Annotated in this window: 17 protein-coding genes; 7 read left to right on the forward strand and 10 right to left on the reverse strand. The window is 37.4% G+C overall.

What is annotated here, in order from left to right:
- Positions 1–73: 73 nt before the first annotated feature.
- Positions 74–1,375, reverse strand: coding sequence for a TlpA family protein disulfide reductase (locus I215_RS05130; RefSeq protein ID WP_008990899.1), 1,302 nt, complete (start codon positions 1,373–1,375; stop codon positions 74–76).
- Positions 1,376–1,588: 213 nt separating this feature from the next.
- A complete protein-coding gene (locus I215_RS05135; protein ID WP_008990900.1) occupies positions 1,589–2,173 on the reverse strand; it encodes a DUF4377 domain-containing protein in 585 nt (194 codons plus the stop codon).
- A 183-nt stretch (positions 2,174–2,356) separates the two neighbouring features.
- On the opposite strand from I215_RS05135, the gene lysS reads away from it, so the two are divergent.
- Positions 2,357–4,048: a lysine--tRNA ligase gene (lysS, locus tag I215_RS05140; RefSeq protein ID WP_008990901.1), complete on the forward strand. Its 1,692-nt coding sequence runs from the start codon at positions 2,357–2,359 to the stop codon at positions 4,046–4,048.
- Between the two features lie 193 nt (positions 4,049–4,241).
- On the opposite strand, the gene I215_RS05145 is transcribed toward lysS, so the two are convergent.
- Together I215_RS05145 and I215_RS05150 are read right to left on the reverse strand one after the other, a co-directional pair.
- On the reverse strand, positions 4,242–6,686 hold the full coding sequence (locus tag I215_RS05145) for a hypothetical protein (protein WP_008990902.1): 2,445 nt from the start codon (positions 6,684–6,686) through the stop codon (positions 4,242–4,244).
- A 266-nt stretch (positions 6,687–6,952) separates the two neighbouring features.
- A complete protein-coding gene (locus I215_RS05150) occupies positions 6,953–7,552 on the reverse strand; it encodes a ribonuclease HII (protein WP_008990903.1) in 600 nt (199 codons plus the stop codon).
- A gap of 154 nt (positions 7,553–7,706) precedes the next feature.
- Between I215_RS05150 and I215_RS05155 the strand changes: the two genes are divergently transcribed.
- Both I215_RS05155 and I215_RS05160 read left to right on the forward strand, forming a co-directional pair.
- Positions 7,707–9,683, forward strand: coding sequence for a putative porin (locus tag I215_RS05155; RefSeq protein WP_008990904.1), 1,977 nt, complete (start codon positions 7,707–7,709; stop codon positions 9,681–9,683).
- A gap of 27 nt (positions 9,684–9,710) precedes the next feature.
- Positions 9,711–10,805, forward strand: a complete 1,095-nt coding sequence (locus I215_RS05160; protein ID WP_008990905.1) for an aminotransferase class V-fold PLP-dependent enzyme — start codon at positions 9,711–9,713, stop codon at positions 10,803–10,805.
- Positions 10,806–10,815: 10 nt separating this feature from the next.
- Here the strand turns inward: I215_RS05160 and egtB are convergent, their stop codons facing one another.
- The 6 genes from egtB to I215_RS05190 form a co-directional block, all read right to left on the reverse strand.
- Positions 10,816–11,979, reverse strand: a complete 1,164-nt coding sequence (gene egtB, locus I215_RS05165) for an ergothioneine biosynthesis protein EgtB (protein ID WP_008990906.1) — start codon at positions 11,977–11,979, stop codon at positions 10,816–10,818.
- Positions 11,980–12,091: 112 nt separating this feature from the next.
- Positions 12,092–12,916 (reverse strand): thymidylate synthase, encoded by an 825-nt coding sequence (locus I215_RS05170; RefSeq protein ID WP_008990907.1) that lies wholly within the window; start codon positions 12,914–12,916, stop codon positions 12,092–12,094.
- A gap of 118 nt (positions 12,917–13,034) precedes the next feature.
- Positions 13,035–14,696 (reverse strand): NupC/NupG family nucleoside CNT transporter, encoded by a 1,662-nt coding sequence (locus tag I215_RS05175; protein ID WP_008990908.1) that lies wholly within the window; start codon positions 14,694–14,696, stop codon positions 13,035–13,037.
- A gap of 113 nt (positions 14,697–14,809) precedes the next feature.
- A complete protein-coding gene (locus I215_RS05180) occupies positions 14,810–15,433 on the reverse strand; it encodes a bifunctional nuclease family protein (protein WP_008990909.1) in 624 nt (207 codons plus the stop codon).
- An 88-nt stretch (positions 15,434–15,521) separates the two neighbouring features.
- Entirely contained in the window at positions 15,522–16,490 is a 969-nt protein-coding gene (locus tag I215_RS05185; RefSeq protein ID WP_008990910.1) for an electron transfer flavoprotein subunit alpha/FixB family protein, read from the reverse strand.
- Between the two features lie 90 nt (positions 16,491–16,580).
- Positions 16,581–17,321: an electron transfer flavoprotein subunit beta/FixA family protein gene (locus I215_RS05190; RefSeq protein WP_008990911.1), complete on the reverse strand. Its 741-nt coding sequence runs from the start codon at positions 17,319–17,321 to the stop codon at positions 16,581–16,583.
- A gap of 176 nt (positions 17,322–17,497) precedes the next feature.
- Between I215_RS05190 and I215_RS05195 the strand changes: the two genes are divergently transcribed.
- The 4 genes from I215_RS05195 to I215_RS05210 all read left to right on the forward strand — a co-directional run bounded on the left by I215_RS05195 (position 17,498) and on the right by I215_RS05210 (position 24,180).
- Positions 17,498–18,475 (forward strand): pyruvate dehydrogenase complex E1 component subunit beta, encoded by a 978-nt coding sequence (locus I215_RS05195; protein ID WP_008990912.1) that lies wholly within the window; start codon positions 17,498–17,500, stop codon positions 18,473–18,475.
- A 62-nt stretch (positions 18,476–18,537) separates the two neighbouring features.
- Complete coding sequence (locus tag I215_RS05200) at positions 18,538–21,030, forward strand: DUF5686 and carboxypeptidase-like regulatory domain-containing protein (protein WP_008990913.1); 2,493 nt, start codon at positions 18,538–18,540, stop codon at positions 21,028–21,030.
- A gap of 152 nt (positions 21,031–21,182) precedes the next feature.
- Entirely contained in the window at positions 21,183–21,710 is a 528-nt protein-coding gene (locus I215_RS05205; RefSeq protein WP_008990914.1) for an inorganic diphosphatase, read from the forward strand.
- Between the two features lie 109 nt (positions 21,711–21,819).
- Positions 21,820–24,180 carry a sodium-translocating pyrophosphatase gene (locus tag I215_RS05210; protein ID WP_008990915.1) on the forward strand — a complete coding sequence of 787 codons (2,361 nt, stop codon included), beginning with the start codon at positions 21,820–21,822 and terminating at the stop codon, positions 24,178–24,180.
- Positions 24,181–24,314: the final 134 nt, after the last annotated feature.

Here is a 24,314-nt window from a genome sequence, read left to right on the forward strand (position 1 = left end):
ATTTAGTTTTTATGGAGTTTGTTTGTTGTGTTTTTGAGTGAATACATCATATCTATATGGGTTTGATTGATAACTATGGCGTAATTTGCTGATCAATTAACTTTCTAATTTTGTCCTTCAAGTCTTTTGCTCTTAAATTTTTGGCGATAATTTCACCCTCTGGATTCAAAAGATATGTGGTTGGATATCCATTAATGTGATACTTCTCTTTAATTAGATTAAGGTCATTTGATATAATTTGTGGCCACGAAATTGAATGTTTCTTTATCAATTGTTCAAGCGATTCAATAGGACTATCTCCAACAATGCTAATAATTTCAAAATTCGATTTAGAGGTTTTTTCATATAGTTCTCTCAGCGTGGGTATTTCCTCAATACATGGTGCGCACCAAGTTGCCCAAAAGTCTAACAGAACATATTTCCCTTTTAAATCATCCAAGGAAATTGAAATGTCTTTTTTAAATTGCTTGCCAGAAAATTTAATTGCCTTAAAACCTATTTGTGTAGAATATAACTGGTTTTTGGGTAAGACCATTCTCTCTAATATTAATACGTTTTCATTTTTGTTTACACCTAAATTTTTGAAAACTTCATTTCCAATTTCTAGAAATTCATCCTTGGTAACCACATTTCCATCCTTGCCAATTTTCAGGATCTCAGGGTCGTGGTAAGCCAGATCCCTGAAGCTATTAGATTGTATGGCCAATGTTTTGTTATCTAATTTAGTAGTAGCAAATTGTGCAAAGTTATAAACGAGAATATTGTTCTTTTTTATGTGAGCAATTAATAGAGGAGTGCTGAGCTGAACAATCTCGTTATTCACCATGCGTTCATAGTGAACCTTTACAGCGCCTTTTTTTGCCAATGCAGCGTAATCTGGTTTAACGCTTGGAATTATTTCAATTGGAGCGAAAGCATTGTCGTCACTAAGGTCACGATTGTTATTTGTATCCACAATCATTGTTAATTCTCCAGAACGATCTTTTCCATAAGCGAATGCAATTTTACAAGCAATCGGTTTTTTTGATAAACTTAATGAATCTGGTTCCCAATTCCATGTGTTCTGTAATCGCTTGTAATGCCCCATTGTGATGTTTCCTAGATGGAAGTTCTGATATACGGATTGATGAATATCTGTGTTAATGTGTCCAATCCTAACGTCCGTCCAGTCTTCGGGTATTCCAAGTACAGTTAAATTCGTTTTTTTCCATGGATCATTCTCGTTATTTGAATAATAGTTAATGAGCCCAAAGGCTGGTTGGAAAGCCCCATATCCTTCTTGTGTGGTAAGCGGTAATTTAATGATCTTTTCATCTGTGCAACCTAAAATTATAATGAATAAAAGGTTGAATAATGCAATAATTTTAAACTTCATATGGCCAAATTCTGATTATACTATTTCAAAAACAGCATAAGATTTTAGATTCTAAAGTTACGTTTTTATTTGTATTATGTATAACGTATATAATTATATATAATTCAAACTAATATTCATTCTTTTGGGTTAATAAATTAGATCAATCAACAATTGGAAATAACAACAGTTTGATTCATCAAAAGGAAAGGATTGTAAGCGATTGTTTTGGGGTTACTTAATTTTCGCTAATATTTCTGATAATATGAATCGTTCCTTATATGTTTCTGGATGAATGATTTTTGTGACTCTTAGACGGTAGATGTAGCCTTTCTCAAATTCAAATCCCTCAATTCTAGTTAGAGGTCTTGGTCTGGCTTCATTGGTTATTTTGATTAAAAAAGCTTTTCGTGGTTCCTTTCCTCTAGGCATGAAGTTGACCTTTACTGGTGCGACCTCCATAATTACTTCAGTTGTCGATGTTGGTAGTGCTGCTCTTTGCTTAGAAAGTGTTTCTATATATTCGTAGATTACACTTGAGTTGTCTTTTAGCGCATGGTTTAAGGTGATTTTTTCTGCTTTGATAATGTAGTGGTATCCTTTTTGATAATTGAAGTTGTTGAAGCTTTCTCCAGGACTTAGAAGTAACCGTTTTTTTGGATTTTTGCCTTCGCAATACTGCAAGAACTCTCCATACATATCATCCGAAAATAAGTATTCATTATAACCAGTGGTAGGGTAGATGGAAAGCTCGACAATTTTCTTGTTATCAGTATCAATTTCTCCACTACCACTAAATAGAAAAGGACCTAGTATCAAAATAAAAAAGCTATTATGTTGTTTTGGTTAATTCTCTGAGTTTGATTACTTAGATGCATCCATTTAAAAATGGTTGCTTTGAAAAATAATTCAAATAGAATCTATGAATCAAAAGCCTACAATTTGATTGATAGATTGTTAAATACTCACTATCTTTGCGGGCTAAAATTCAGAATTACACATATGCAACTTTCAGAACAAGAAATTATTCGCAGAGAAAAATTAGGTAAGTTAAGAGACTTAAATATAGATCCTTATCCAGCGGCTTTGTATCCGGTTGATCATACCACTAAAAAGTTGAAGAATAGTTTTGAGGACGATAAGAAGGTTGTGTTGGCTGGAAGATTAATGAGTAGACGTATCCAAGGAAAAGCTTCTTTTGCTGAACTTCAGGATAGCGAAGGTAGAATTCAGCTGTATTTTAATCGTGATGAAATCTGTCCAGGTGAGGACAAAACTTTATATAACGAGGTATATAAAAAACTTTTAGATATTGGTGATATCATCGGTGTTGAAGGCGTACTGTTTAAAACTCAAGTTGGGGAGATGACTGTGATGGTTAAAAACTTTACAGTTCTAAATAAATCACTACGTCCATTGCCACTTCCAAAGGTAGACGCACAAGGGAAAGTGTTTGATGACTTTAGTGATCCTGAACTTCGTTACCGTCAACGTTATGTGGATTTAATTGTGAATCCTCATGTAAAAGAGACCTTTATCAAAAGAACTAAAATCACTAGTAGTATACGTGATTTTTTCAACAATCGAGGATACTTAGAGGTCGAAACCCCAATTTTGCAATCTATTCCAGGGGGCGCTGCGGCACGTCCGTTTGTAACACATCACAATGCGCTTAATATTCCGTTATATCTTAGAATAGCAAATGAGCTATATCTAAAAAGGCTTATTGTAGGTGGTTTTGATGGGGTGTATGAGTTTGCAAAGGATTTTAGAAACGAAGGGATGGATAAAACCCATAACCCAGAGTTTACCGTAATGGAACTATATGTGTCTTATAAAGACTACCACTGGATGATGGAAATGACGGAGGAACTTTTAGAGAAAGTTGCTGTTGATTCAAATGGGAGTTCAGAGGTAACCGTAGGTGATCATAAGATTGACTTTAAAGCACCTTACCCACGAGTGCCAATTCTTCAAGCTATTAAAGATCACACTGGTTTTGATGTTGCAGATATGGATGAGGTAGGATTGCGTGAGGTTTGCCAGAAGCTAGACATCCCGACCGATGAGAGTATGGGTATTGGTAAGCTTATTGATGAAATCTTTGGAGAAAAATGTGAACACCACTACATTCAGCCAACCTTTATAACAGATTATCCAAAAGAGATGAGTCCATTAACCAAAGAGCATCGAGATAATCCTAAACTTACTGAGCGTTTTGAGCTCATGGTAAATGGAAAGGAATTAGCCAATGCTTATTCAGAGTTAAATGACCCTATCGATCAGAGAGCGCGTTTTGAGGACCAATTAAAACTATCTGAAAAAGGAGATGATGAGGCGATGTTTATTGATCAAGACTTTTTACGAGCACTTGAATATGGAATGCCTCCTACCTCTGGTATTGGTATTGGAATTGATCGATTAGTGATGTTATTGACCAATAACGCATCCATTCAAGAAGTTTTATTCTTTCCACAGATGCGACCTGAGAAAGTTATAGAAGTTGTCCTTAACGAGGAGGAAAAAGCAGTCTTTGAACTTTTAAAACAAGAACAGAGAATGTTACTTGAAACCTTAAAGGATAAATCTGGATTGAGTAATAAGAAATGGGATAAAACCATTAAAGGACTTACCAAGCACAAATTGGTTAAAGTTGAAAAAACGGATGAAGGTCTATTTTGTGAGGTGATTTAATTAAAGTCATCAGAACTTATTTTGAATTTTCTTAAAAATAATTTTATCAAATAGCCTACAAGGATCTTTGTTTGCGTGAAACTATTTGATCTGATTTCTCAGGATTTTCAATTATAAGGTTTGATTTAAGAGCATAAAAAAACTCCAGTTATCTTAACTGGAGTTTTTTAATATACACAAGGGTTACTCGAAGTTAATTGATCTTATAACAGATGATCGAATTATTATCCCCTTTAGTAACCATTTCTAATTTATTGTCATTATCCATATCATCTAAGTCGATTTTAGAGTCTCCAAACACTGGGAAATTCTCTAGTAATTCAGCATTACTGTTAAAGAGATAGACTTTATTGGTTTGTAAATCGGTGGTTGTTACATAAATCGTATCGTTTATGTAATAAATTTTTGGTAAGGTGTAAATACCAAAATCTAATGTGGTTGAATTATCCTTAATCGTTAATACGTTTTCTGAAATTGTAGCAAGGGTTTTGGTAGTCGCATCAATTAGGTGTTGATCTTTTAAATTGAGTTCCAATTTATTGATTCCGCCATTTTGATCAATTTGAATAAGATCTCCTGATGCATTTGTAGTGGTAAATTTTCCATCGTAGAGGTACACATGATTTCCTGAGAATTCAATAGTGCCTTTTACATTGATTCTAACATCTCCTGTACGGTGAAGAATGTCTAGTTTTCCACTACCCTCTTGAAAAACAAGGTAGTCCTTAGATCCGATTCGAATGTGTTTCGGGTTGTTGATGATACTGCTTTTGGCCTTTCTAAAGGTGAATCCATTTACAGATTTTCCATTACGATCGTACATTCTAACGTCCTGATCCATAACCACCACAAAACGGTAGTCTTTAGTCTTACTGTAGTCAAAGACTGATAATGGTTGAGTGATAGTTCCATTGAAATCAATTGGGAACGGCGAAACATCTTTTGAATTGCGATCGACAATCATCAGTTTGGAAGCAGTGGTAAAGGCGAGTTGGAGTCTTCCATTTCTATAGAGATCAACTTGGGTGATTTCACCTCTTATTTTGCTGTCTAATTTTTTCTTCCACAATACTTTTCCTTCCGTGGAAATTAGATACAAGTTATTTTCCACATCCTGTACGACGATCTCTTTCTTTTTGGTATAATGATTCAATACGAATTGAGGGTCTGTAGCAACTTCTGCATCCAAAATTGTTGAAAATATTTGGGTGACTAAGTTGGAGTTTACCGTGGAGGTGTTCGCTTTTTTAAGCAGTGCGTGGAAGTGTGCAAAGTCTCCTTCTACAATATATTGAAGGGCTATGAATTTATAATCGCCTAAATCCGTTTTTGAAAGATGGTTTTTAAAGCCACTATTCAGGATGCCTTCGTTTTCTTTAACCTTATTCAAATTCCCAATCACTAGGATTGAAGATTCATCCGCTAATTCATTGCGAAGTGTTTTATAGCTTGATAACTGAGCAAAAGTAGCGTTGTTCTGAAAATTCGTAATAATACTTTCAAGCGATTCCATATCACTGGTAAAAACATAGAAGCTACCCACCTTTGCAACATGTTTGCTCTTAATGTTTTTAAATAGAGTCGGATAATGTTTCGAAACTACGGTACTGTCATTAAGATTCCAAATTAGAAAATCCCTAAAGTCACCCTTACTTTTTACATACTTTTGTAAATGATCTTCAAAATGAAGATTGTCCGAGGTGCTTACTGCAAATATTTGCTGATCATTTATACCAACTTTAAGCAGTTCTCTTGAATTGTAAAATATAGAATCTGAAGTGCTTTTGTTTTCAACTAATCCAGAATTTGCACTGTTGAGTGAAATGAAGTAATCCGCATTTATTGGAACAATATCTGCCCCTTCACTAGAGGAAGGAGAGGTGTTTTTTATAATATCTAGTGTATTGTTACTCCCTGTATTATTTAAAGCTACACCATTTAGTTTAATATAGTCCTGTGTTATTTTTGTGTCAAAGCTCGTCCAGTCGTTTAATTGGCTCACCACCTTTGCCAATGGATCGGAAAGTACTTTTGAAAATAAATTTTCGCTTTGTTTATGGTTGATAAAGACGTTGGCCGAGGTGTTACTCTGTGCTACTTCAAAGAGTTTTGCTAAGTTAGGGTCTGCATTGAGATTGCCTTGGCTTCTAATGATGTTTTCGATAATTAGTTTAGAGGATGAACCGATGAAATAATTCTTGACAAAGGTGCTATAAACTTTGTGCTTGTCAATGGTCAAAACCCGAATAGAAGCCGATTCATAGGTAAGTGACTCAATAGTTCGATTGATCGTGGAATCAATGGAAAATAAATCGCTGTGCTTTTTCGTGATAAAGGTGTAATCGTAATTTCCTTTACCAATTTCATTAATTGCCAATAGTGATTGATCCTTTGCTTGAATATAATTCAAGGTTGAAAGGAGCTCATTGCTATCTGTGTAGGGTTTAGAGGTTTTGGTGAGCTCTAAAAAATCATTGTTGATTAATTCGCTTTTAAAGGCTTGAAAGTCATTTATTTTTATGACTACAGATGCCTTTCTGGGGGTGTAATGGATAATGTCTGATACTGGGATAACTGCGTCTTGGCATGACTGAAATCCTATACATAGTATGAGAATAACTCCAAAAAAATATTTCATTTTGTGTTGTTTATTTTAAAGGTTCAAAACTTGTCTAAAACATGCTGCTTATCAAATTCCGAACGTGATCACTTCTGTCCAATTGAATTGATTTGGCAAAGCCATTGCTTACAAAAATATAAGATACAATTAAAACTATTTAAAAAATCAAGATTTATTCTACGACCAATGTGTTTCTCAAGTATCGATTTATTTACTGTCCTTGTGTTTTTAGGTTTAATTTATATTTAACGTCTTAAATGTCAAAGTGTTGCTTGTCTTCTGACTTATAAATCGAGTTTTAATTGTTGGGGCAGTAGTCGAAAGGACTTTCTGTGAAATTTTGTGATTCCGTACTTTCGAATAGCATCCCGATGTTCTTTAGTGGGGTAACCCTTGTTTTTTCTCCATTGATACATCGGATATTCTTCATGAATTTTATTCATGTACTCATCGCGATAAGTTTTGGCTAGTATTGAGGCGGCAGCAATACTTAAGTATTTGCCATCTCCTTTTATAATACACTCATGTGGTATCTCTAAGTATTTTTTAAAACGATTTCCATCGACAATTATAAATTCGGGTTGGCATATTAGTTTGTCAATGGCATAGTGCATTCCCAAAATAGAGGCGTTTAATATATTAATACGATCAATTTCTTGAGGTTCAATGTGAACTACCGCATAGGCATGAACTTGTTGTTCTATGATGGGACGAAGAAGTTCTCTTTTCTTTTGCGAGAGTTGTTTGGAATCGTTGATAAGTCCGCTGTGAAATCCTTCTTTAAGGATGACTGCTGCGGCTGTTACTGGACCCGCAAGACAACCGCGACCTGCCTCGTCTGTTCCAGCTTCTAGAATTAGATTACTATGGGTGTTTAATAGCACTTTACAAATAATTTATCTTTTGCGAAATTAAGAAATTCCTACTCGATTGATAAAATTCAATAATAGACAATTTGAAACTTTTAATTTCGTTCAAATAGTATACCTTTGTTTTTGAAGATGTAGCCTAACCGGTGCGTGTTAAAAGAATTATCGTGTGAAATACTTTAATAGCTTATTTATAGTTTACTTCCTCCTTGGGAGTTGTTTTACATATGCCCAAGATGAAGATCTAGTAAGGGAGGTGAACGACACTACTCTTGTTTCCTCTAAAGATCCAAAATCCCCTAAAAAAGATGGTGAAAAATTTCCAATTACGGATTATAAAATCATTTCCTATCAGCGTGATACTACTAATTTTGATACCACACTGACGGTCTATAAACAGTATAAATATAATTACCTTAGAAAGGATAATTTTGAATTACTGCGATTTAATAACATTGGGCAGACCTATAACCGATTAGGAGTTTCTACCGAGGATAACAGTATGTATCCTAGATTGGGGGCTGAAGGAAAACATTTTAACTATATGGAAGTTGAGGATATCAACTACTATAGAGTGCCTACGCCTACCACCGAGCTGATGTATAAAACAGTTATGGAGCAGGGACATATATTGGATGCTATGATTACGGTCAATACATCACCTCAATTAAATATGTCGATTGCCTATAAAGGCATGCGCTCCTTGGGGAAATATCAACATCTTCTATCGAGTTCTGGAAACTTTAGATTTACCACGAGTTATCACACCAAGGATAAAAAATATTTTATGCGATTGCATTATGCAGGTCAAGATATTTTAAATCAAGAAAATGGAGGTCTGTTAGTTCCAGAGCAGTTTTCAAGTGGAGATGAGGAGTTTATCGATCGTTCTCGAATTGATGTAAAATTTGAAGATGCGGAGAATTTCTTACTTGGCAAACGGTACTTTTTAGATCATGAATACTTTATTTTTAAACAACAAGATTCATTAAAGAATTACGGATTATCTGTCGGGCACCAGCTTACTTATGAAACCAAAAGTTATGAGTTTAGACAAGAAGCCGCAAATGCTTATTTTGGAGAATCGTATCAAACTTCAAAATTACATGACAAATCCAAACTCAGGACCTTTAATAACTTGTTGAGTTTAAATTATCAAAATAAGATAATAGGGAAGGCTAGTTTTCTGGCCAATTCCTATAAGTATAATTATTTTTTCAACAGTATTGTTGTTGGGCCTGAATCGACCATTACAAATCAACTAAGGGATAATGAAATCGCCTTAGGAGGGCGTTGGGAAAAAACTATTGGAGGTTTTTCTCTTAAAGGTTCCCTTATGCAAAATATCGTCGGAGAAATGGGGGGCACTCAATTGAATGCTCAAATGGGATACCAGTTGACAGATGCGATTCGTTTAGATGCTTCTTTACATGCCTCCACGCGTATGCCTAACTTTAATTTCCTTCTGTATCAAAGTGATTATAAAGGGTTCAACTGGCAGAATACGGATGATTTTGAAAAACAAAAACTCAGTACTATTAGTGGGAAACTAACTCACCAGAAATGGGGGAGTCTCGAGGTTTCTTATACTGTTAGGGATGGATATGCCTACTTTAGAGAACATGCAACTTATGATACTATCCAAGGGGTGGATACTCAACAATTGGCTACTGCTGAGCAATTTAATGGAAGCATTAATTCCATAAAGGTGAAATTCCAAAATGACATCCATTTCCTTAGGAATTTAGGTCTGGCCAACACGGTGATGTATCAAAATGTAAGTCAAAGTGAAAATATTTTAAATGTGCCACAGTTCACAACGCGTCAATCTCTTTATTACTCAAATCACCTGTTTCAAAAGGCGCTTTATCTCCAAACTGGAATTGAGGCTAAGTATTTTACGAAATATTATATGAACTCTTATAGCCCAGTACTTGGAGAGCTATTAATTCAGGATCGTGAAGAATTTGGGGGTTATCCGATGCTTGATTTCTTTATCAATGCTAAGGTACAGCGTACACGTATTTATTTAAAAGCAGAACACCTAAATTCACTTTTCGGTGAAAAGGAATATTATTCAGCTCCATTTAATCCTTATCGCGACTTTATTATAAGGTTTGGGGTGGTGTGGAATTTCTTCACCTAAGAGTGTATTAACCGTAAAACCAATAACATGACAATAGAACAGTTTGCTAAAGATTTCCCCGTAGTAAGTAGATTTTGTTATCTCAACACTGCCGCCTCTGGCCTTATTAGCGAGGGTATTATGGAATGGCGTCAAAATCATGATATTGATTTTTTAATCGGCGGGAGTAAGTTTCGTTTGACTGCTGATCAAACTTTAAATAGTGTAAGAACAGATATAGCGACTTATTTTAATTCCTCGTCCAAAGAGGTGTTTCTGACTCCGAACTTTACCTTTGCTTTAAAGACCTTGGTTAGTGGAATGGATAAAAGCAACTCAGTTTTGCTGCTCCAGGATGATTACCCTTCACTTAGTTTTCCTTTTTACTCTAGTGGGTTAAAAGTGCATAACTTAGAGATTACCGCAGATCTTGAAGATCGGATTTTACAAGAATTTAAAGACAATACTCCAGATGTATTTGCTTTTAGTTTAGTACAGTATATCAGTGGAATTAAGCTAGATATTAATTTTATCAATTCACTTAAAAAACAATATCCTCAGGTGCTCTTTATTGCAGATGCCACCCAGTACAGCGGGACAGAAATGTTCTCTTTCAAAGATTCTGGAATCGATATCTTTGGGGGTAGTGGATATAAGTGGTTACTTTCAGGCTATGGCAATGCTTATTTATTGGTTAAAGAAGAATTTCAAGAGAAATTTTATAGCAATACCTTGGATTTAGAGCCTTTGGAGCAACCTTTTTTACAATCCAAAAGTCACTTACAACTTCATTTGGAGGCGGGTCATTTGGATACCTTAAATTTTGGAAGTTTAGGGTTTAGCCTAAGGCAATTTACTGCCATTGGGCAGGAGGTTATCCAAAATCATATTGCGCAGGTTTCTGCCTATGCAAAAGAGCAATTCCTTTCTTTAGGGCTTTTAGATGGTACCATTGTAAAACGAACCGCTAAACACTCGAATATATTTAACCTTCAAATTTCTGATAAGCAGGCGCAGTTACTTAGTGAGCGTAACATTGTGTTTTCCAAAAGAGGGACAGGCGTTCGATTAAGTTTCCATCTCTACAACACTAAAAAGGATGTGGATAAGGTGGTCAAAGTACTTCGCAGTAGTCAGAAATAAGGGTGCTTGTTTACCCTTTGGCTAGACGAATACCGCTAAACTGCCATCTTAAGGATGGGTGATAGAAGTTTCTATAGGTATAACGCGTGTGATTTTTAGAGGTCACAACAGAACCTCCACGGAGTACCTTTTTATTGACCATAAAGTTTTGGTTGTATTCCCAAATAAATTCGGTTCGTTTTTTGAACTTTGGATATGGTTGGTAGGCACTCTCGGTCCATTCCCAGCGTTTGCCCCAATCGAAATAGTCTTGGGCGACTTCCCATTCAAACTCCGTGGGTAGACGTAATTCCCGCCAATTGGCGTATGCGAATGCTTCATAATAGGATACGTGGGTTACAGGGGCTTCAAGATCCAATACACGAATTCCTTTAAGGGTGTATTGTTGCCACTGCCCATCGACAAAATGCCAATACATCGGCGATTTTATCTGATTTCTTTTTAGCCATTGCCAACCTTCTGCATGCCACAGATGATCATTCTCATAACCACCGTCTAGGATGAATTCTAAATATTCGCCATTGGTGATGAGTTTGTTGGATATTTTACAATTATTGAGATATACTTTATGTTTTCCGAGTTCATTGTCAAAGCAAAAGTCAGTAGTTGCATGACCTATTTCATAAAGTCCTTCTTTAACTTTGATCCACTTGCTTTTTTGTTTTTCGATAATGTTCTCTTCATAGGTTTCTGAGTATCGAGGACGCAGTGGGTTACTCCCTAAGAGGTATTTAATATCATTAAACAGCAATTCCTGATGCTGTTTTTCATGTTGTATCCCTAGGGTTAAAAGAAACGATATTTCTTGATCCGGATGGTCATCTAAAAACTCTGCCAAATAATTGGTGATATGATCGCGATATTCATAAACTTCTTCAACCGAAGGTCTGGAAAGATTGCCTCTGCTTGATCTTAGATAGCGGTCTTCAATATGCTGGTAAGCGCTGTTGAAGATGTGTTTGAATTCCGGATTAAATTCCTGATAGTTCTCGTCAAGCTTTTTAAGAATATAATCCTCAAAGAACCAGCTGGTGTGGCCCAAATGCCATTTAGGCGGGGACATATAATTGCGAAGTTGAATTACGTAATCCTCCTGGGTTAAAGGCGCGCAAATCTCTTCGGTCGTTTGCCTGGTTTGTATGAATTCACCAATGATTTGGTCGGAGATTAACATGTAATATACATTTACACTTATTTTATGTCCTAAAATTAGTGATTTTAAAACAATTCAAATAGGGTAAAGGCGTTAAAGTTGTTTTAAAGCCGAGTAGCGATCATACTGGTGCTTATACGGCTACACGTCCTTTGATATGTGGGTGTGGGTCGTAATTCTCAAGACTAAAATCATCAAATTTAAAATCGAATATGGATTTTATGTCTGGATTTAGCCGCATCATTGGCAAGGGCTTAGGTTCTCTAGAGAGTTGCAATTCTAATTGCTCTACGTGATTGTTGTAAATATGCGCATCACCAAAGGTGTGAATAAAGTCTCCTGCCTCATATCCACAAACTTGAGCCATCATCATGGTAAATAAGGCGTATGATGCGATGTTAAAAGGGACCCCTAAAAAGATGTCGGCACTTCTTTGATACAACTGACAGGACAATTTTCCCTGAGCAACATAAAATTGGAAAAAGGCGTGGCAGGGTGGAAGCGCTGCTTTTCCATTGGCTACATTCTCCTGGAAACTTAAACCGTTATCTGGAAGGACACTCGGGTTCCAAGCGCTAACAAGCATGCGCCGAGAATTTGGATTGTTTTTTAAAGTATGAATAACATCGGTTATTTGGTCGATTTCTTCACTATTCCAGTTACGCCATTGATGTCCATAAACAGGGCCTAAATCTCCCTTATCATCGGCCCATTCATTCCAGATTCGTACGCCATTTTCTTGTAGGTATTCGATATTGGTGTCTCCTTTTATAAACCACAACAATTCATAAATGATTGATTTTAGGTGTAACTTTTTAGTGGTTACCATCGGAAAGCCTTCACTGAGATCAAAACGCATTTGATGTCCGAAAACACTTTTTGTACCGGTGCCTGTCCGGTCCCCTTTCTCATGTCCATTTTCAAGTACGTGTTTAACCAAATCGTGATATTGCTTCATCTTCTGCTTGTTTAAAATTGTTGTAATGGTCCCTTCAAATCTAAGGTTTTTCACCTAATCTCAAAACACTAAGGTCTTTAAATCCATAAATATTCAAAGGTAACAAATTAAGGGTAAATTACCCTAGAATCATTCCTGCGATAGTGGCCGATAAAAGGGAAGCTAGTGATCCTCCTAATACAGCCTTTAGCCCTAATTCAGAAAGCGTTTTACGCTGCCCTGGAGCTAGTGATCCGATACCACCAATTTGAATACCTATAGAGGCGAAATTGGCAAAGCCACATAGCATATAGGTAGCCATAATTACGGATTTGTTATAAGTGAAATGAGTGCCACTTGCAATATCTTTTAATTCTGCTAACTGAATGTAACCCACAAATTCACTTGCAGCTAATTTTATTCCGAGCAATTGCCCCATGAGCATCATGTCCTCTTTTGCTACACCGATAAGCCACATAAGGGGTGCGAAAGCAATCCCTAAAATGGATTCTAGTGAGAAAGATTCATATGGCGTATTGTTGGCTAAAAGAGTGTTTAGGCTTGTGATATCCCCGATCCAACCCAGGCCATAATTGAGCATGGCAATAAAGGCGATAAAGACTAAAAGCATGGCAGCTACATTAGCAGCTAGTTTAAGTCCTTCAGTAGTACCATTAGCAATAGCGTCTAAAAGATTAGAGCCAATCTTATCGGCCGTAACCTCTAGGTTGGCATTGATTTTTTCTTGTTGAGGGTAGAGCATTTTTGAAATCACAATGGCTCCTGGTGCGGCCATGACTGAGGCGGCTAATAAGTGTTTAGCAAAAACCAATCGTAACTCTGGATCATCACCGCCTAGAAAACCAATATATGCGGCAAGAACACCACCTGCTACAGTGGACATTCCACCGACCATAACTAGAAGAATCTCTGATTTATTCATGCGCTCCAAATAAGCCTTGATCATCAAAGGTGCTTCGGTTTGACCTAGGAAAATATTTCCAGCAACCGAGAGACTCTCTGCCCCAGATATTCCTAATAATTTGGTCAGCACCCATGCCATTCCTTTGACGACAATCTGTATGACTCCAAGATAAAACAGTACAGAGGTCAGTGCAGAAAAGAAAATAATAGTTGGCAACACCTGAAATAAAAAGATGTAACCAAAACTTTCAGTATTCATAAGCCCGCCAAGTAAAAATTCACTTCCAGCAGCGGTAAAATCTAATACCAATATAAAAAGATTTCCAAACCACTCAAAGGTATTTTGAACAAAGGAGACCTCTAGCACTCCTATGGCTAATACTAACTGAGCGGCAAGACCTAATCCTACAGTTTTCCAATTGATTGCTGATCGGTTATGACTAAAGATAAAGGCGATAAATAGCAGTACTAGCATTCCTAATGCTCCACGCCATAAGCTTGTAAAGCTAAAACCTTGATTAGGAATAATGGTGCCTTGACCTTGGAGAGTTTGTGAAGTGGAACTCGTGGTAAAGCCAAAGGTTTCATCTTGATTTTGTAATATGAGGTTTTGATCTGTTAGTTCACTTACCGTAAAATATTCTACCCGCTCTGGGTGACCCTTATAAGTTAAGCGGAGTAGATCACCGCTGTGAGTGTAGCTTCCCTGAAGGGTTTCTTGGGCTGAGGTGATGTTGAAAGTTCCGTTATCAAAACTAATTTCGGTGATGGATGTGGGTGATTTGGGCTCGGTTATATTCCATTCTTTTTCGATACTTTGCCCCAAGGCTATCATTGAAAAAAGGATGCTGAATAATAAGGCTATACGTTTCTTCATCAGTTGTTAGGTATGTCTTTTTAAAAGTCAATGTAGCGGTGGGCTGGTCCTTTTAGAATTTTCTACATCTAGGGATGGTATGTTTGGATAATGTTAAACTATAATATGATTTGCTATTTGCTTTTTGGTTCTCTTCTTGAGATTTCATCTCGTATTTTAGCCGCCTTTTCGTAATCCTCATTGCGTACTGCTCCATCTAAAAGTTCGTGTAGTTCCTGTAGAGAGTGTGAGCGATAAGAACTGTCATCCGAAGACGGTTTGTCTTCTTTGCTGATCACCTCTTCTACAATTATACTATCCTTCTCTTTTTCATCCTTTGGAGAGAATTTTAAATAAATTCCAGCTTTGTCTAAAATGTTTTTATAGGTAAATATAGGAGCATCAAATCTTAAAGCGAGTGCGATAGCGTCACTGGTTCTTGCATCGATGATTTCCTCAATTTTATCCCTCTCACAAATAATACTAGAATAAAATACTCCATCGACTAATTTATGAATTATCACCTGCTTAACGACAATCTCGAATCGGTCGGCAAAATTTTTAAACAGGTCATGGGTAAGTGGTCTTGGTGGTTTGATTTCTTTTTCCAGTGCAATGGCAATAGACTGCGCTTCAAAGGCGCCAATGACAATAGGGAGTTTCCTTTCACCATCTACCTCATTGAGAATTAGGGCGTAAGCCCCATTCTGGGTTTGGCTATAGGAAATTCCTTTTATGTTCAATTTTACTAAACTCATACATCATCAAAATAATAAAGGCTGCCTAAATAATGGGGACGTATCCCTATAATTTAGACAGCCCTCTGCGGGCACAATTTAGCAAAAATTATGCGTTATTTGCTTTAAATTCTTTCAATTTTTCGATTAGTTCAGGCACTACCGTAAAGGCATCCCCGACTACGCCGTAATCTGCAGCTTTAAAAAATGGTGCTTCAGGGTCGTTGTTGATGACTAATTTAACCTTTGAAGCATTCACTCCTGCTAAGTGCTGAATAGCTCCAGAAATACCTACCGCTACATATAAATTGGATGCTACCGGCTTTCCAGTTTGCCCAACGTGTTCGCTGTGTGGTCTCCAGCCCATATCCGATACTGGTTTTGAACAGGCTGTGGCTGCTCCCAGCACCTCTGCAAGGTCCTCGATTAGGTGCCAGTTTTCAGGGCCTTTTAATCCGCGACCTCCAGAGACTACGATATCAGCATCTGCGATAGCGATTTTTCCAGTGGTTTTATCGACTGAACTTACTTTGATTTCAAAATCTTTTTCATCTAGTGTGGGCTCAAATGATTCTGCATTTGCGCTAGAGCTACTCTCCTTAAGGCCATACGCATTGTTTGCAAGACCTACAATCTTCACTTGGGTGCTGATTTCCGTAAAATTAAAAGCTTTGTTGGTAAAAGCAGTTCTTTTAACTCTAAATGGTTCAGTGCTATCTGGCAATGAAACTACATTAGAAGCATACCCTGCTTTTAGTCCTGCTGATAATAGAGGAGCAAGGTATTTAGAATTAGCACTTGAACTTACCACAATAACTTTACTTGAGTTTTTCTCAGCTGCTTGTTGCAATACATCGGCATAAGCCTTGGCGTTGAAGTTGTCGAGTTTGGAATTGTTTACTTGAAGGACCTTATCCGCTCCGTAATTAGCTAATGCGCTAGTATCATCCACATTCACAGCTACCGCGATTACCTGGGTGTTTAGCTGATCTGCAAGACCTTTGGCATAGGAGGTGACCTCCAAAGCACTCTTTTTGAATTTTCCGTTTTCTGATTCGGTATATACTAATATTGACATGTTTGTTTCTTTATCGTTTTATATAATAATGCTGGATTATTTTTTAATTAAAAAACAATTCACAACATAAATGATGTTCAAGGCGTATTGTTAAATAACTTTCGCCTCGTTGTGTAATAAATCGATTAAGGCATCAAGGTTATCAGCCTCAACTAATTTGACGGTTCCTTTAGCAGCAGGTTTTTCAAAAGAGACAGCTTTTGTCAAGGTCTCGCTCTGAACCGGTTCTTGCACTGTTAATGTTTTTTTTCTAGCCATCATGATTCCGCGTGCATTTGGAATTTTTAGATCTTTTTCCTCTACTATACCTTTTTGGCCACCAATCACTAATGGAAGTGTAGTTTGAAGGGATTCTTTACCTCCGTCTATTTCACGGGTCACCGTTGCGGTACTTCCATCGACTTCGAGTCCAATACAGCTGTTAATAAAATTAAATCCAGTGAGCTCAGCAAGTATTCCAGGAACCATTCCACCATTGTAATCAATGGATTCTTTACCAGCGATTACAAGGTCGTAATCCTTGGCAACCTCTGCAAGTTGAACTGCGGTATAGTAGCCGTCAGTAGGGGCTGCGTTGATGCGAATCGCATTGTCTGCTCCAATAGCAAGTGCCTTTCTAAGGGTAGGCTCAGTGCTGCTTTCTCCAACATTGACAACAGTTACTTCAGCCCCTTGTTTTTCCTTAAACCACATTGCACGGGTTAGACCAAATTCATCATTAGGGTTAATGATAAATTGTACCCCAGAGGTGTCAAACTTACTGTCGCCATCCGTAAAATTAATTTTAGAAGTGGTGTCAGGAACATGACTTATGCAAACTAATATTTTCATTTTTGAAGATGTTTTTTATGATGTAATTATATTGTGTAACGAAGATACTGATTAATTTCACAATATACTATGCATGCATAATATTTTTTTATCAAAATCTTATGGAGATAGTTGTGTTAGAATTACTATTTTTGCTAAGCTTTAAAAATAGATGTCAATACTATCAAATAATATAAATGAGAACAATTCAGTTTAGAGAGGCAGTTTGTGAGGCCATGAGCGAAGAGATGCGCAAAGATGAAACCGTTTATTTAATGGGTGAAGAAGTTGCGGAGTATAATGGCGCCTACAAGGCATCAAAAGGGATGCTTGATGAATTTGGCCCAGATAGGGTAATCGACACCCCTATATCTGAGCTTGGTTTTGCTGGGATCGCTGTTGGTTCAGCTATGAATGGTAACAAGCCTATTGTGGAGTTTATGACTTTTAACTTCGCCCTAGTAGGGATTGATCAAATCATCAACAATGCGGCTAAAATTCGTCAAATGTCTGGAGGTCAGTTCAACTGTCCAATTGTTTTTAGAGGTCCTACGGCTTCTGCTGGTCAATTAGCAGCAACACACTCTCAGGCTTTCGAAAGCTGGTATGCAAATACTCCTGGATTAAAGGTTATTGTACCTTCAAATCCATATGATGCTAAGGGCTTGTTGAAGTCAGCCATCCAGGATCCTGACCCTGTGATTTTTATGGAATCTGAACAAATGTATGGGGATAAGGGAGAAGTTCCTGAAGGAGAGTATACTATTCCAATCGGAGTTGCTGAAATTAAAAGAGAAGGTAAGGATGTAACCATCGTTTCTTTTGGGAAAATTATCAAAGAAGCCTACGCCGCTGCTGAAGAGTTAGAAAAGGAAGGAATTAGTTGTGAGATTATCGATCTAAGAACAGTTCGTCCGATGGATCATGATACCATATTAAAGTCTGTAAAGAAAACCAATAGGTTAGTGATCTTAGAGGAGGCTTGGCCTTTTGGAAATGTCGCTACAGAGATCACTTATCAGGTGCAATCACAGGCATTTGATTATTTAGATGCACCTATCGTTAAGATCAATACTGCGGATACACCTGCACCGTATTCTCCAGTGTTATTTAAAGAATGGTTGCCAAATCACAATGATGTGATCAAAGCAGTAAAAAAAGTATTATACAAATAATGATTTTATTACGTTAATTAACTTCACTGGCTTTATTTAAGTTCAGTGAAGTTTTTTTGTTTATGAGGAGTAAAATAGTATTAATAGCAATGTTGTTTTCTGTGGCTTTGGCCGCGCAAACTAAGGTCAGTGGAGTGGTTGTCGACGATCAAGGTGAAGCGATCCCTTACGCCAATGTGATGTTTCCAAATTCTACTGAGGGAACTATTACTAATGAAGACGGCCGTTTTTACTTAGAATCCGATAATACTTACCCGGTGTTGAGCATTTCGCTTCTAGGATATACTTCTCAGGAGGTAGAACTTCAAAAGAAAGTGAACTACGATTTAGAAGTAGTTCTAAGTGAAGGGGAGGTTCTGGACGAGGTAGTTGTCTATGTTGGAAAACAACCAAAAAAAGGTAATCCTGCCATTGCGATACTTCGTAAAATTTGGGAGAAGAAACGCCAAAACGGTATTCACCTCTTCGAGCAGTACAAGTATGATAAGTACGAAAAAATTGAATTTGACTTCAATACCATTGATAGCAGTTTTATCAATAAGAAGATATTTAAGGGTATGGAGTTTATTTTTGACCAAGTAGATACCTCCAGTATTACTGGAAAGACTTACCTGCCCATTTTTATCAACGAATCCTACTCAGAGGTTTACGGAGATAACAACTTAAACACAAATATTGAAAAATTACTCGGAAATAAAAATTCCGGTTTTAGTAACAACCAGAGTATTGTCATGTACGTGAAGGATCTCTATGCAGACTATAATATCTATGACAATTATATAAGGCTATTTAATAAAAGTTTTGTCAGTCCGCTTTCTCGTACCGGTGTGGATGTATATAATTATGTCTTATCAGATAGCGCCTATATTGGTGACAAATGGTGTTACAATATTATCTATTACCCAAGAAGGTCAAACGAATTGACTTTTAAAGGTAATTTCTGGGTGAATGACACCACCTTTGCCGTTAAAAAAATTAATATGCAAGCCTCCAAGAGCGCCAACTTAAACTGGGTTAAGGAGTTGTATATAGAACAGGAATTTGACGTGCTAAACGATACAGTATTCTTATTAAAACGAGATTATTTGTTAAGTGATTTTAGTCTTCGCCAAAAAGAAGAATCTAAGGGTGTTTACGGAAAACGAACCACTATTTATGATCATTATGAGTTTGATGATGAGAAGCCAAAAAGCTTTTACATCAAACGTGTTGATCCTTATAACGAATTAGTATACAATAGGGATAGTGTTTTTTGGGAACAGAATCGAATGGAGGCGCTAAACAATGATGAGAAGGGAGTGTATAAGATGTTGGATACTTTAAAAACTGTTCCAAAATTCAAGCGACTCTATGATCTTGCTACTATTTTGGTCTCAGGTTATGTGGAGTTGAGTGATTTTAATCTTGACTATGGGCCAATCTACTCTACCTTTGGTTTTAATGATGCTGAAGGGGTGAGACTCCGAGCCGGGGGAAGAACTTATTTTGGGCCAAATGATTCGTGGCGTCTAGAAGGATATACAGCATATGGTTTTAAGGATAAAAAATTCAAATACGGATTCTCCGCCAAATGGTTGTTAGATCGTAAAAACCGATTGATTGTTTCTGCAGGGACCCGTAGAGATATTGAACAATTAGGAGTTAGTTTAACTGCCACCAACGATGTTCTTGGACGAAGCTTTGCTTCCTCAGCCATTTTTACCTCTGGAAACAATTATACCTTAACGGATATTAATCTGACAACCTTTAGTTTGGGTTATGAGCCTCTTAAAAATCTAACCTTAAGAACCGAACTAACCTATAGAACACTGAAATCCGCTTTGCCAGATCAATTTAATTTAGATTATGTTGATATGGACGAGCCCACAGGAGTTGCAAGTCAAGTTAAACAATTTGATATTAAAGCTGAGATCGAATACACCCCAGGTAAAAAGACCATTGGCTATGGGGTAGATAGAGGAGTGGTAAGTAATGACTATGCGCGTATACATCTTTTATATACTGCAGGATTTGAAGGATTCTTGGAAAGTGACTTTGATTATCGAAGGCTTCAATTTTACTATCGTCAACCCTTTCATTTAGGAGGTTTGGGACGAAGTATTACCACCATTGAAGCAGGGAAGACATTTAGCGAAGTACCACTTAGTCTTCTGAGTCCAATTCCTGGGAACCAGACTTATTTTTCGATTTATAATACATTTCCGAATCTTAACTTCTACGAATTTGTTACCGACACTTATGTCTCTGGACAGCTTGAACACAACTTTAATGGTAAGATATTTTCAAGGATTCCTCTGCTCAAGAAATTGAATCTTAGAGAAATTGTTGGTATTCGTGGAGTTTGGGGAGATATATCGGATGAGAATATCGCACTTAATGCCCCTTCTGGAAATTTATTGATTGCACCTTCAGACCAGGTGTATTATGAATATTCTTTTGGAATTGGGAACATATTTAAACTCCTGCGAATCGACTTTAACTTTCGGGGGAATTATCTTGATCTACCTGAGGCTCGAAACTTTTCGGTTACAGGGAATTTGCAATTTTCTTTTTAAGTGTTTTTGCTGTCTTAAATTTGTGACAAATTATGCACTTTACATTGCTAATAAAGAAGCTTTTCACTACTTTTGCACCCCGATAAATAAGAGTTATAACGGCTTTTGTCATGACCTAATGAGGGTAGACAAGGCTTTAAATATATAAATAAATGAGCGCAGATCAGATTTCTTCATTCGATGTACTTATCGAAATCCCTAAGGGAAGTAGAAATAAATATGAGTATGATTTTAAACTAAAGAAAGTCAGATACGATCGTATGATTTTCTCTTCTATGATGTATCCAGCTGATTACGGATTTGTTCCAGAAACATTAGCCTTAGACGGAGATGCATTAGATGTGTTGGTTTTAGTTACCGAACCTACCTTCCCTGGATGTGTGATGGAGGTGAAGCCTATTGGTGTATTCCATATGGAAGATGAAAAGGGTCCAGATGAAAAGATCATTTGTGTGCCTGTTTCTGATCCAGTATGGAACCGTGTGGGTGACTTATCTGAACTCAATCCTCATTTAATTAAAGAAATTGAACACTTTTTCCAAGTTTACAAAGACTTAGAAAAGAAAAAAGTATCTATTGGAGGCTGGGGTGACCACCAAGAAGCGAAGGAAATTGTCGCTTTATGTGTTAACCGATTCCAAGATAGCGATGTGCCTCGTGATGAAGTTTGCATCGATTAAGGATTAAAAACGATCATAATATTTTAAACAGTAACTCAAAAGGTTGCTGTTTTTTATTTCTATTGGTTTTAGTACATTTAACAATAATTGTATTAACTAACATATATTTATGGAAACCAATATTATTTATCTGCCTATTATCATGGCCATTATCGGCCTTATATTTATGGTCGTTAAAGCTGGATGGGTTAAAAAACAACCAGCTGGAAGCGATAAAATGCAATCAATCTCAAAGAGTATAAAGGAAGGAGCGCTCGCTTTTCTTAATGCAGAGTATCGATTGCTGTTTATTTTTGTAATTATTGCCTCGGTAGCTTTATTTGGGATATCAGTACTTGTCCCTACAACTAGTTGGATGATTGTACCTGCCTTTATCTTTGGTGCTTTTTTTTCTGCTTTGGCTGGAAATATCGGGATGCGCATTGCCACAGAGGCCAATGCTAGAACCTCGGAAGCGGCCAAAACTAGTCTCCCTCAAGCTTTAAAAGTATCCTTTTCAGGAGGAACGGTAATGGGACTGGGTGTTGCAGGTCTTGCTGTACTAGGACTCAGTTTATGGTTCTTATTTTTCATTGGACAATTTGTTGGCTCAAGTGCAGATTTCTACAGCGATATGACCATTGTTCTAGAGGCTCTGGCCGGATTTTCTTTAGGAGCTGAATCTATAGCATTGTTTGCTAGAGTAGGTGGAGGGATCTACACCAAGGCAGCAGATGTGGGTGCGGATTTAGTAGGAAAAGTAGAAGCTGGAATTCCTGAAGATGACCCACGAAACCCCGCGACCATTGCTGATAATGTTGGTGATAATGTTGGAGACGTGGCAGGTATGGGAGCTGATTTATTTGGCTCTTATGTGGCTACAGTGCTCGCGGCCATGGTACTTGGGAATTATATCATCAGAGATATGAGTGTTGACACTCCATTTGTGGATGCCTTTAATAATATGGGACCTATTTTACTTCCTCTGGTGATTGCTGGAGTAGGTATATTGGCCTCCATTATAGGAACCTTTCTTGTGCGTATATCTAGTAATGATGCCCGAGAAGCGCAGGTTCAAAGAGCTTTGGATACAGGAAATTGGGTGGCTATTGGACTTACCTTACTCTCTAGTTATTTTTTGATTCAGTATATGCTTCCAGAGATGATGTATATGAATTTATTTGGTAGGAGTGAAGCTGTTGCTGTTCCCTCTATCAACGTGTTTTGGGCGGCTTGTATTGGACTCGCTGTTGGTGCATTAATTTCGTATGTAACTGCTTATTATACAAGTTTAGGTAAAAAACCAGTGATGGATATTGTACAGAACAGTTCTACGGGAGCTGCTACTAATATTATTGCTGGATTGGCTGTTGGTATGAAATCAACCTTTTGGTCGGTATTGTTATTTGCCGTGGCTATTTATGGATCTTATGAATTGGCTGGATTCTACGGTGTTGCGTTGGCTGCATCTGCAATGATGGCAACCACCGCTATGCAGTTAGCAATCGATGCCTTTGGGCCTATTGCAGATAATGCAGGAGGTGTGGCTGAGATGAGTGAATTGGAGCCTCAGGTTCGTGAGCGTACAGATATTTTGGATTCTGTGGGTAATACCACTGCTGCTGTAGGTAAAGGATTTGCGATAGCCTCTGCTGCATTAACTGCTTTGGCCTTGTTTGCAGCCTATGTGACCTTTACTGGTATCGATGGGATTAATATTTTTAAAGCCGATGTGTTAGCGACGCTTTTTGTGGGTGCTATGATCCCAGTAGTGTTCTCCGCCTTAGCTATGAAGTCTGTCGGTAAAGCAGCTATGGAAATGGTTCAGGAGGTGCGCAGACAGTTTAGAGAAATTCCAGGTATATTAGAAGGTACGGGAACCCCAGAGTATGGAAAATGCGTGGAAATATCCACCAAAGCAGCTTTAAAAGAAATGCTTCTACCTGGCTTGTTAACTATAATTACCCCCATAATCATCGGATTGCTTTTAGGGGCTGAACCACTCGGTGGCTATATGGCTGGAGTTTGTGTATCAGGAGTTATGTGGGCGATATTTCAGAACAATGCTGGTGGTGCATGGGATAATGCAAAAAAATCCTTTGAAGCTGGAGTGGAAATCGATGGGGAAATGACCTATAAAGGTTCTCCTGCACATAAGGCAGCCGTTACAGGTGATACCGTTGGGGATCCATTTAAGGATACCTCTGGGCCTTCTATGAATATTTTGATCAAACTCACCTGTTTAGTAGGACTGGTAATTGCTCCTATTCTTGGCGGACACCACAATGATTCTGCTGAGGTGGTGGATCATAATCAACAACAAAAAGTTATTAGTGTGACTCTTGCCTCAGAAAAAGATGGTCAAACCACAGCTACAATTAAAACCCTAGAAGTTCAAAGTGGTAAAGAAATCGCAAGTGAATCTATCATAGGTGGAACATCTGAAGAAATACAACAAACGATAGAGAAAGTAAAAGGGACTATCGAATAATTTCAGTCAAAGACCTTTTGGAGAAATCCCAAAAATAATTAAAGTCAATTGACTCCAAATAAAAAGCCTCTCGATATAAAAACGAGAGGCTTTTTCCCTAAACTAATACCTACTACTATGTAATGATTACTTTA

The organism is Galbibacter marinus (assembly GCF_000300875.1).
Taxonomy (GTDB): Bacteria; Bacteroidota; Bacteroidia; order Flavobacteriales; family Flavobacteriaceae; genus Galbibacter; species Galbibacter marinus.

Excerpts from the sequence above, each read along its gene's own strand:
- I215_RS05205 (WP_008990914.1), top strand. The coding sequence starts at position 21,183 with ATGAGCGCAGATCAGATTTCTTCATTCGATGTACTTATCGAAATCCCT.
- I215_RS05145 (WP_008990902.1), bottom strand. The coding sequence starts at position 6,686 with ATGAAATATTTTTTTGGAGTTATTCTCATACTATGTATAGGATTTCAG.
- egtB (WP_008990906.1), bottom strand. The coding sequence starts at position 11,979 with ATGTTAATCTCCGACCAAATCATTGGTGAATTCATACAAACCAGGCAA.
- I215_RS05185 (WP_008990910.1), bottom strand. The coding sequence starts at position 16,490 with ATGTCAATATTAGTATATACCGAATCAGAAAACGGAAAATTCAAAAAG.
- I215_RS05210 (WP_008990915.1), top strand. The coding sequence starts at position 21,820 with ATGGAAACCAATATTATTTATCTGCCTATTATCATGGCCATTATCGGC.
- I215_RS05190 (WP_008990911.1), bottom strand. The coding sequence starts at position 17,321 with ATGAAAATATTAGTTTGCATAAGTCATGTTCCTGACACCACTTCTAAA.
- I215_RS05170 (WP_008990907.1), bottom strand. The coding sequence starts at position 12,916 with ATGAAGCAATATCACGATTTGGTTAAACACGTACTTGAAAATGGACAT.
- I215_RS05200 (WP_008990913.1), top strand. The coding sequence starts at position 18,538 with ATGAGGAGTAAAATAGTATTAATAGCAATGTTGTTTTCTGTGGCTTTG.
- I215_RS05160 (WP_008990905.1), top strand. The coding sequence starts at position 9,711 with ATGACAATAGAACAGTTTGCTAAAGATTTCCCCGTAGTAAGTAGATTT.
- lysS (WP_008990901.1), top strand. The coding sequence starts at position 2,357 with ATGCAACTTTCAGAACAAGAAATTATTCGCAGAGAAAAATTAGGTAAG.
- I215_RS05175 (WP_008990908.1), bottom strand. The coding sequence starts at position 14,696 with ATGAAGAAACGTATAGCCTTATTATTCAGCATCCTTTTTTCAATGATA.
- I215_RS05195 (WP_008990912.1), top strand. The coding sequence starts at position 17,498 with ATGAGAACAATTCAGTTTAGAGAGGCAGTTTGTGAGGCCATGAGCGAA.
- I215_RS05130 (WP_008990899.1), bottom strand. The coding sequence starts at position 1,375 with ATGAAGTTTAAAATTATTGCATTATTCAACCTTTTATTCATTATAATT.
- I215_RS05180 (WP_008990909.1), bottom strand. The coding sequence starts at position 15,433 with ATGAGTTTAGTAAAATTGAACATAAAAGGAATTTCCTATAGCCAAACC.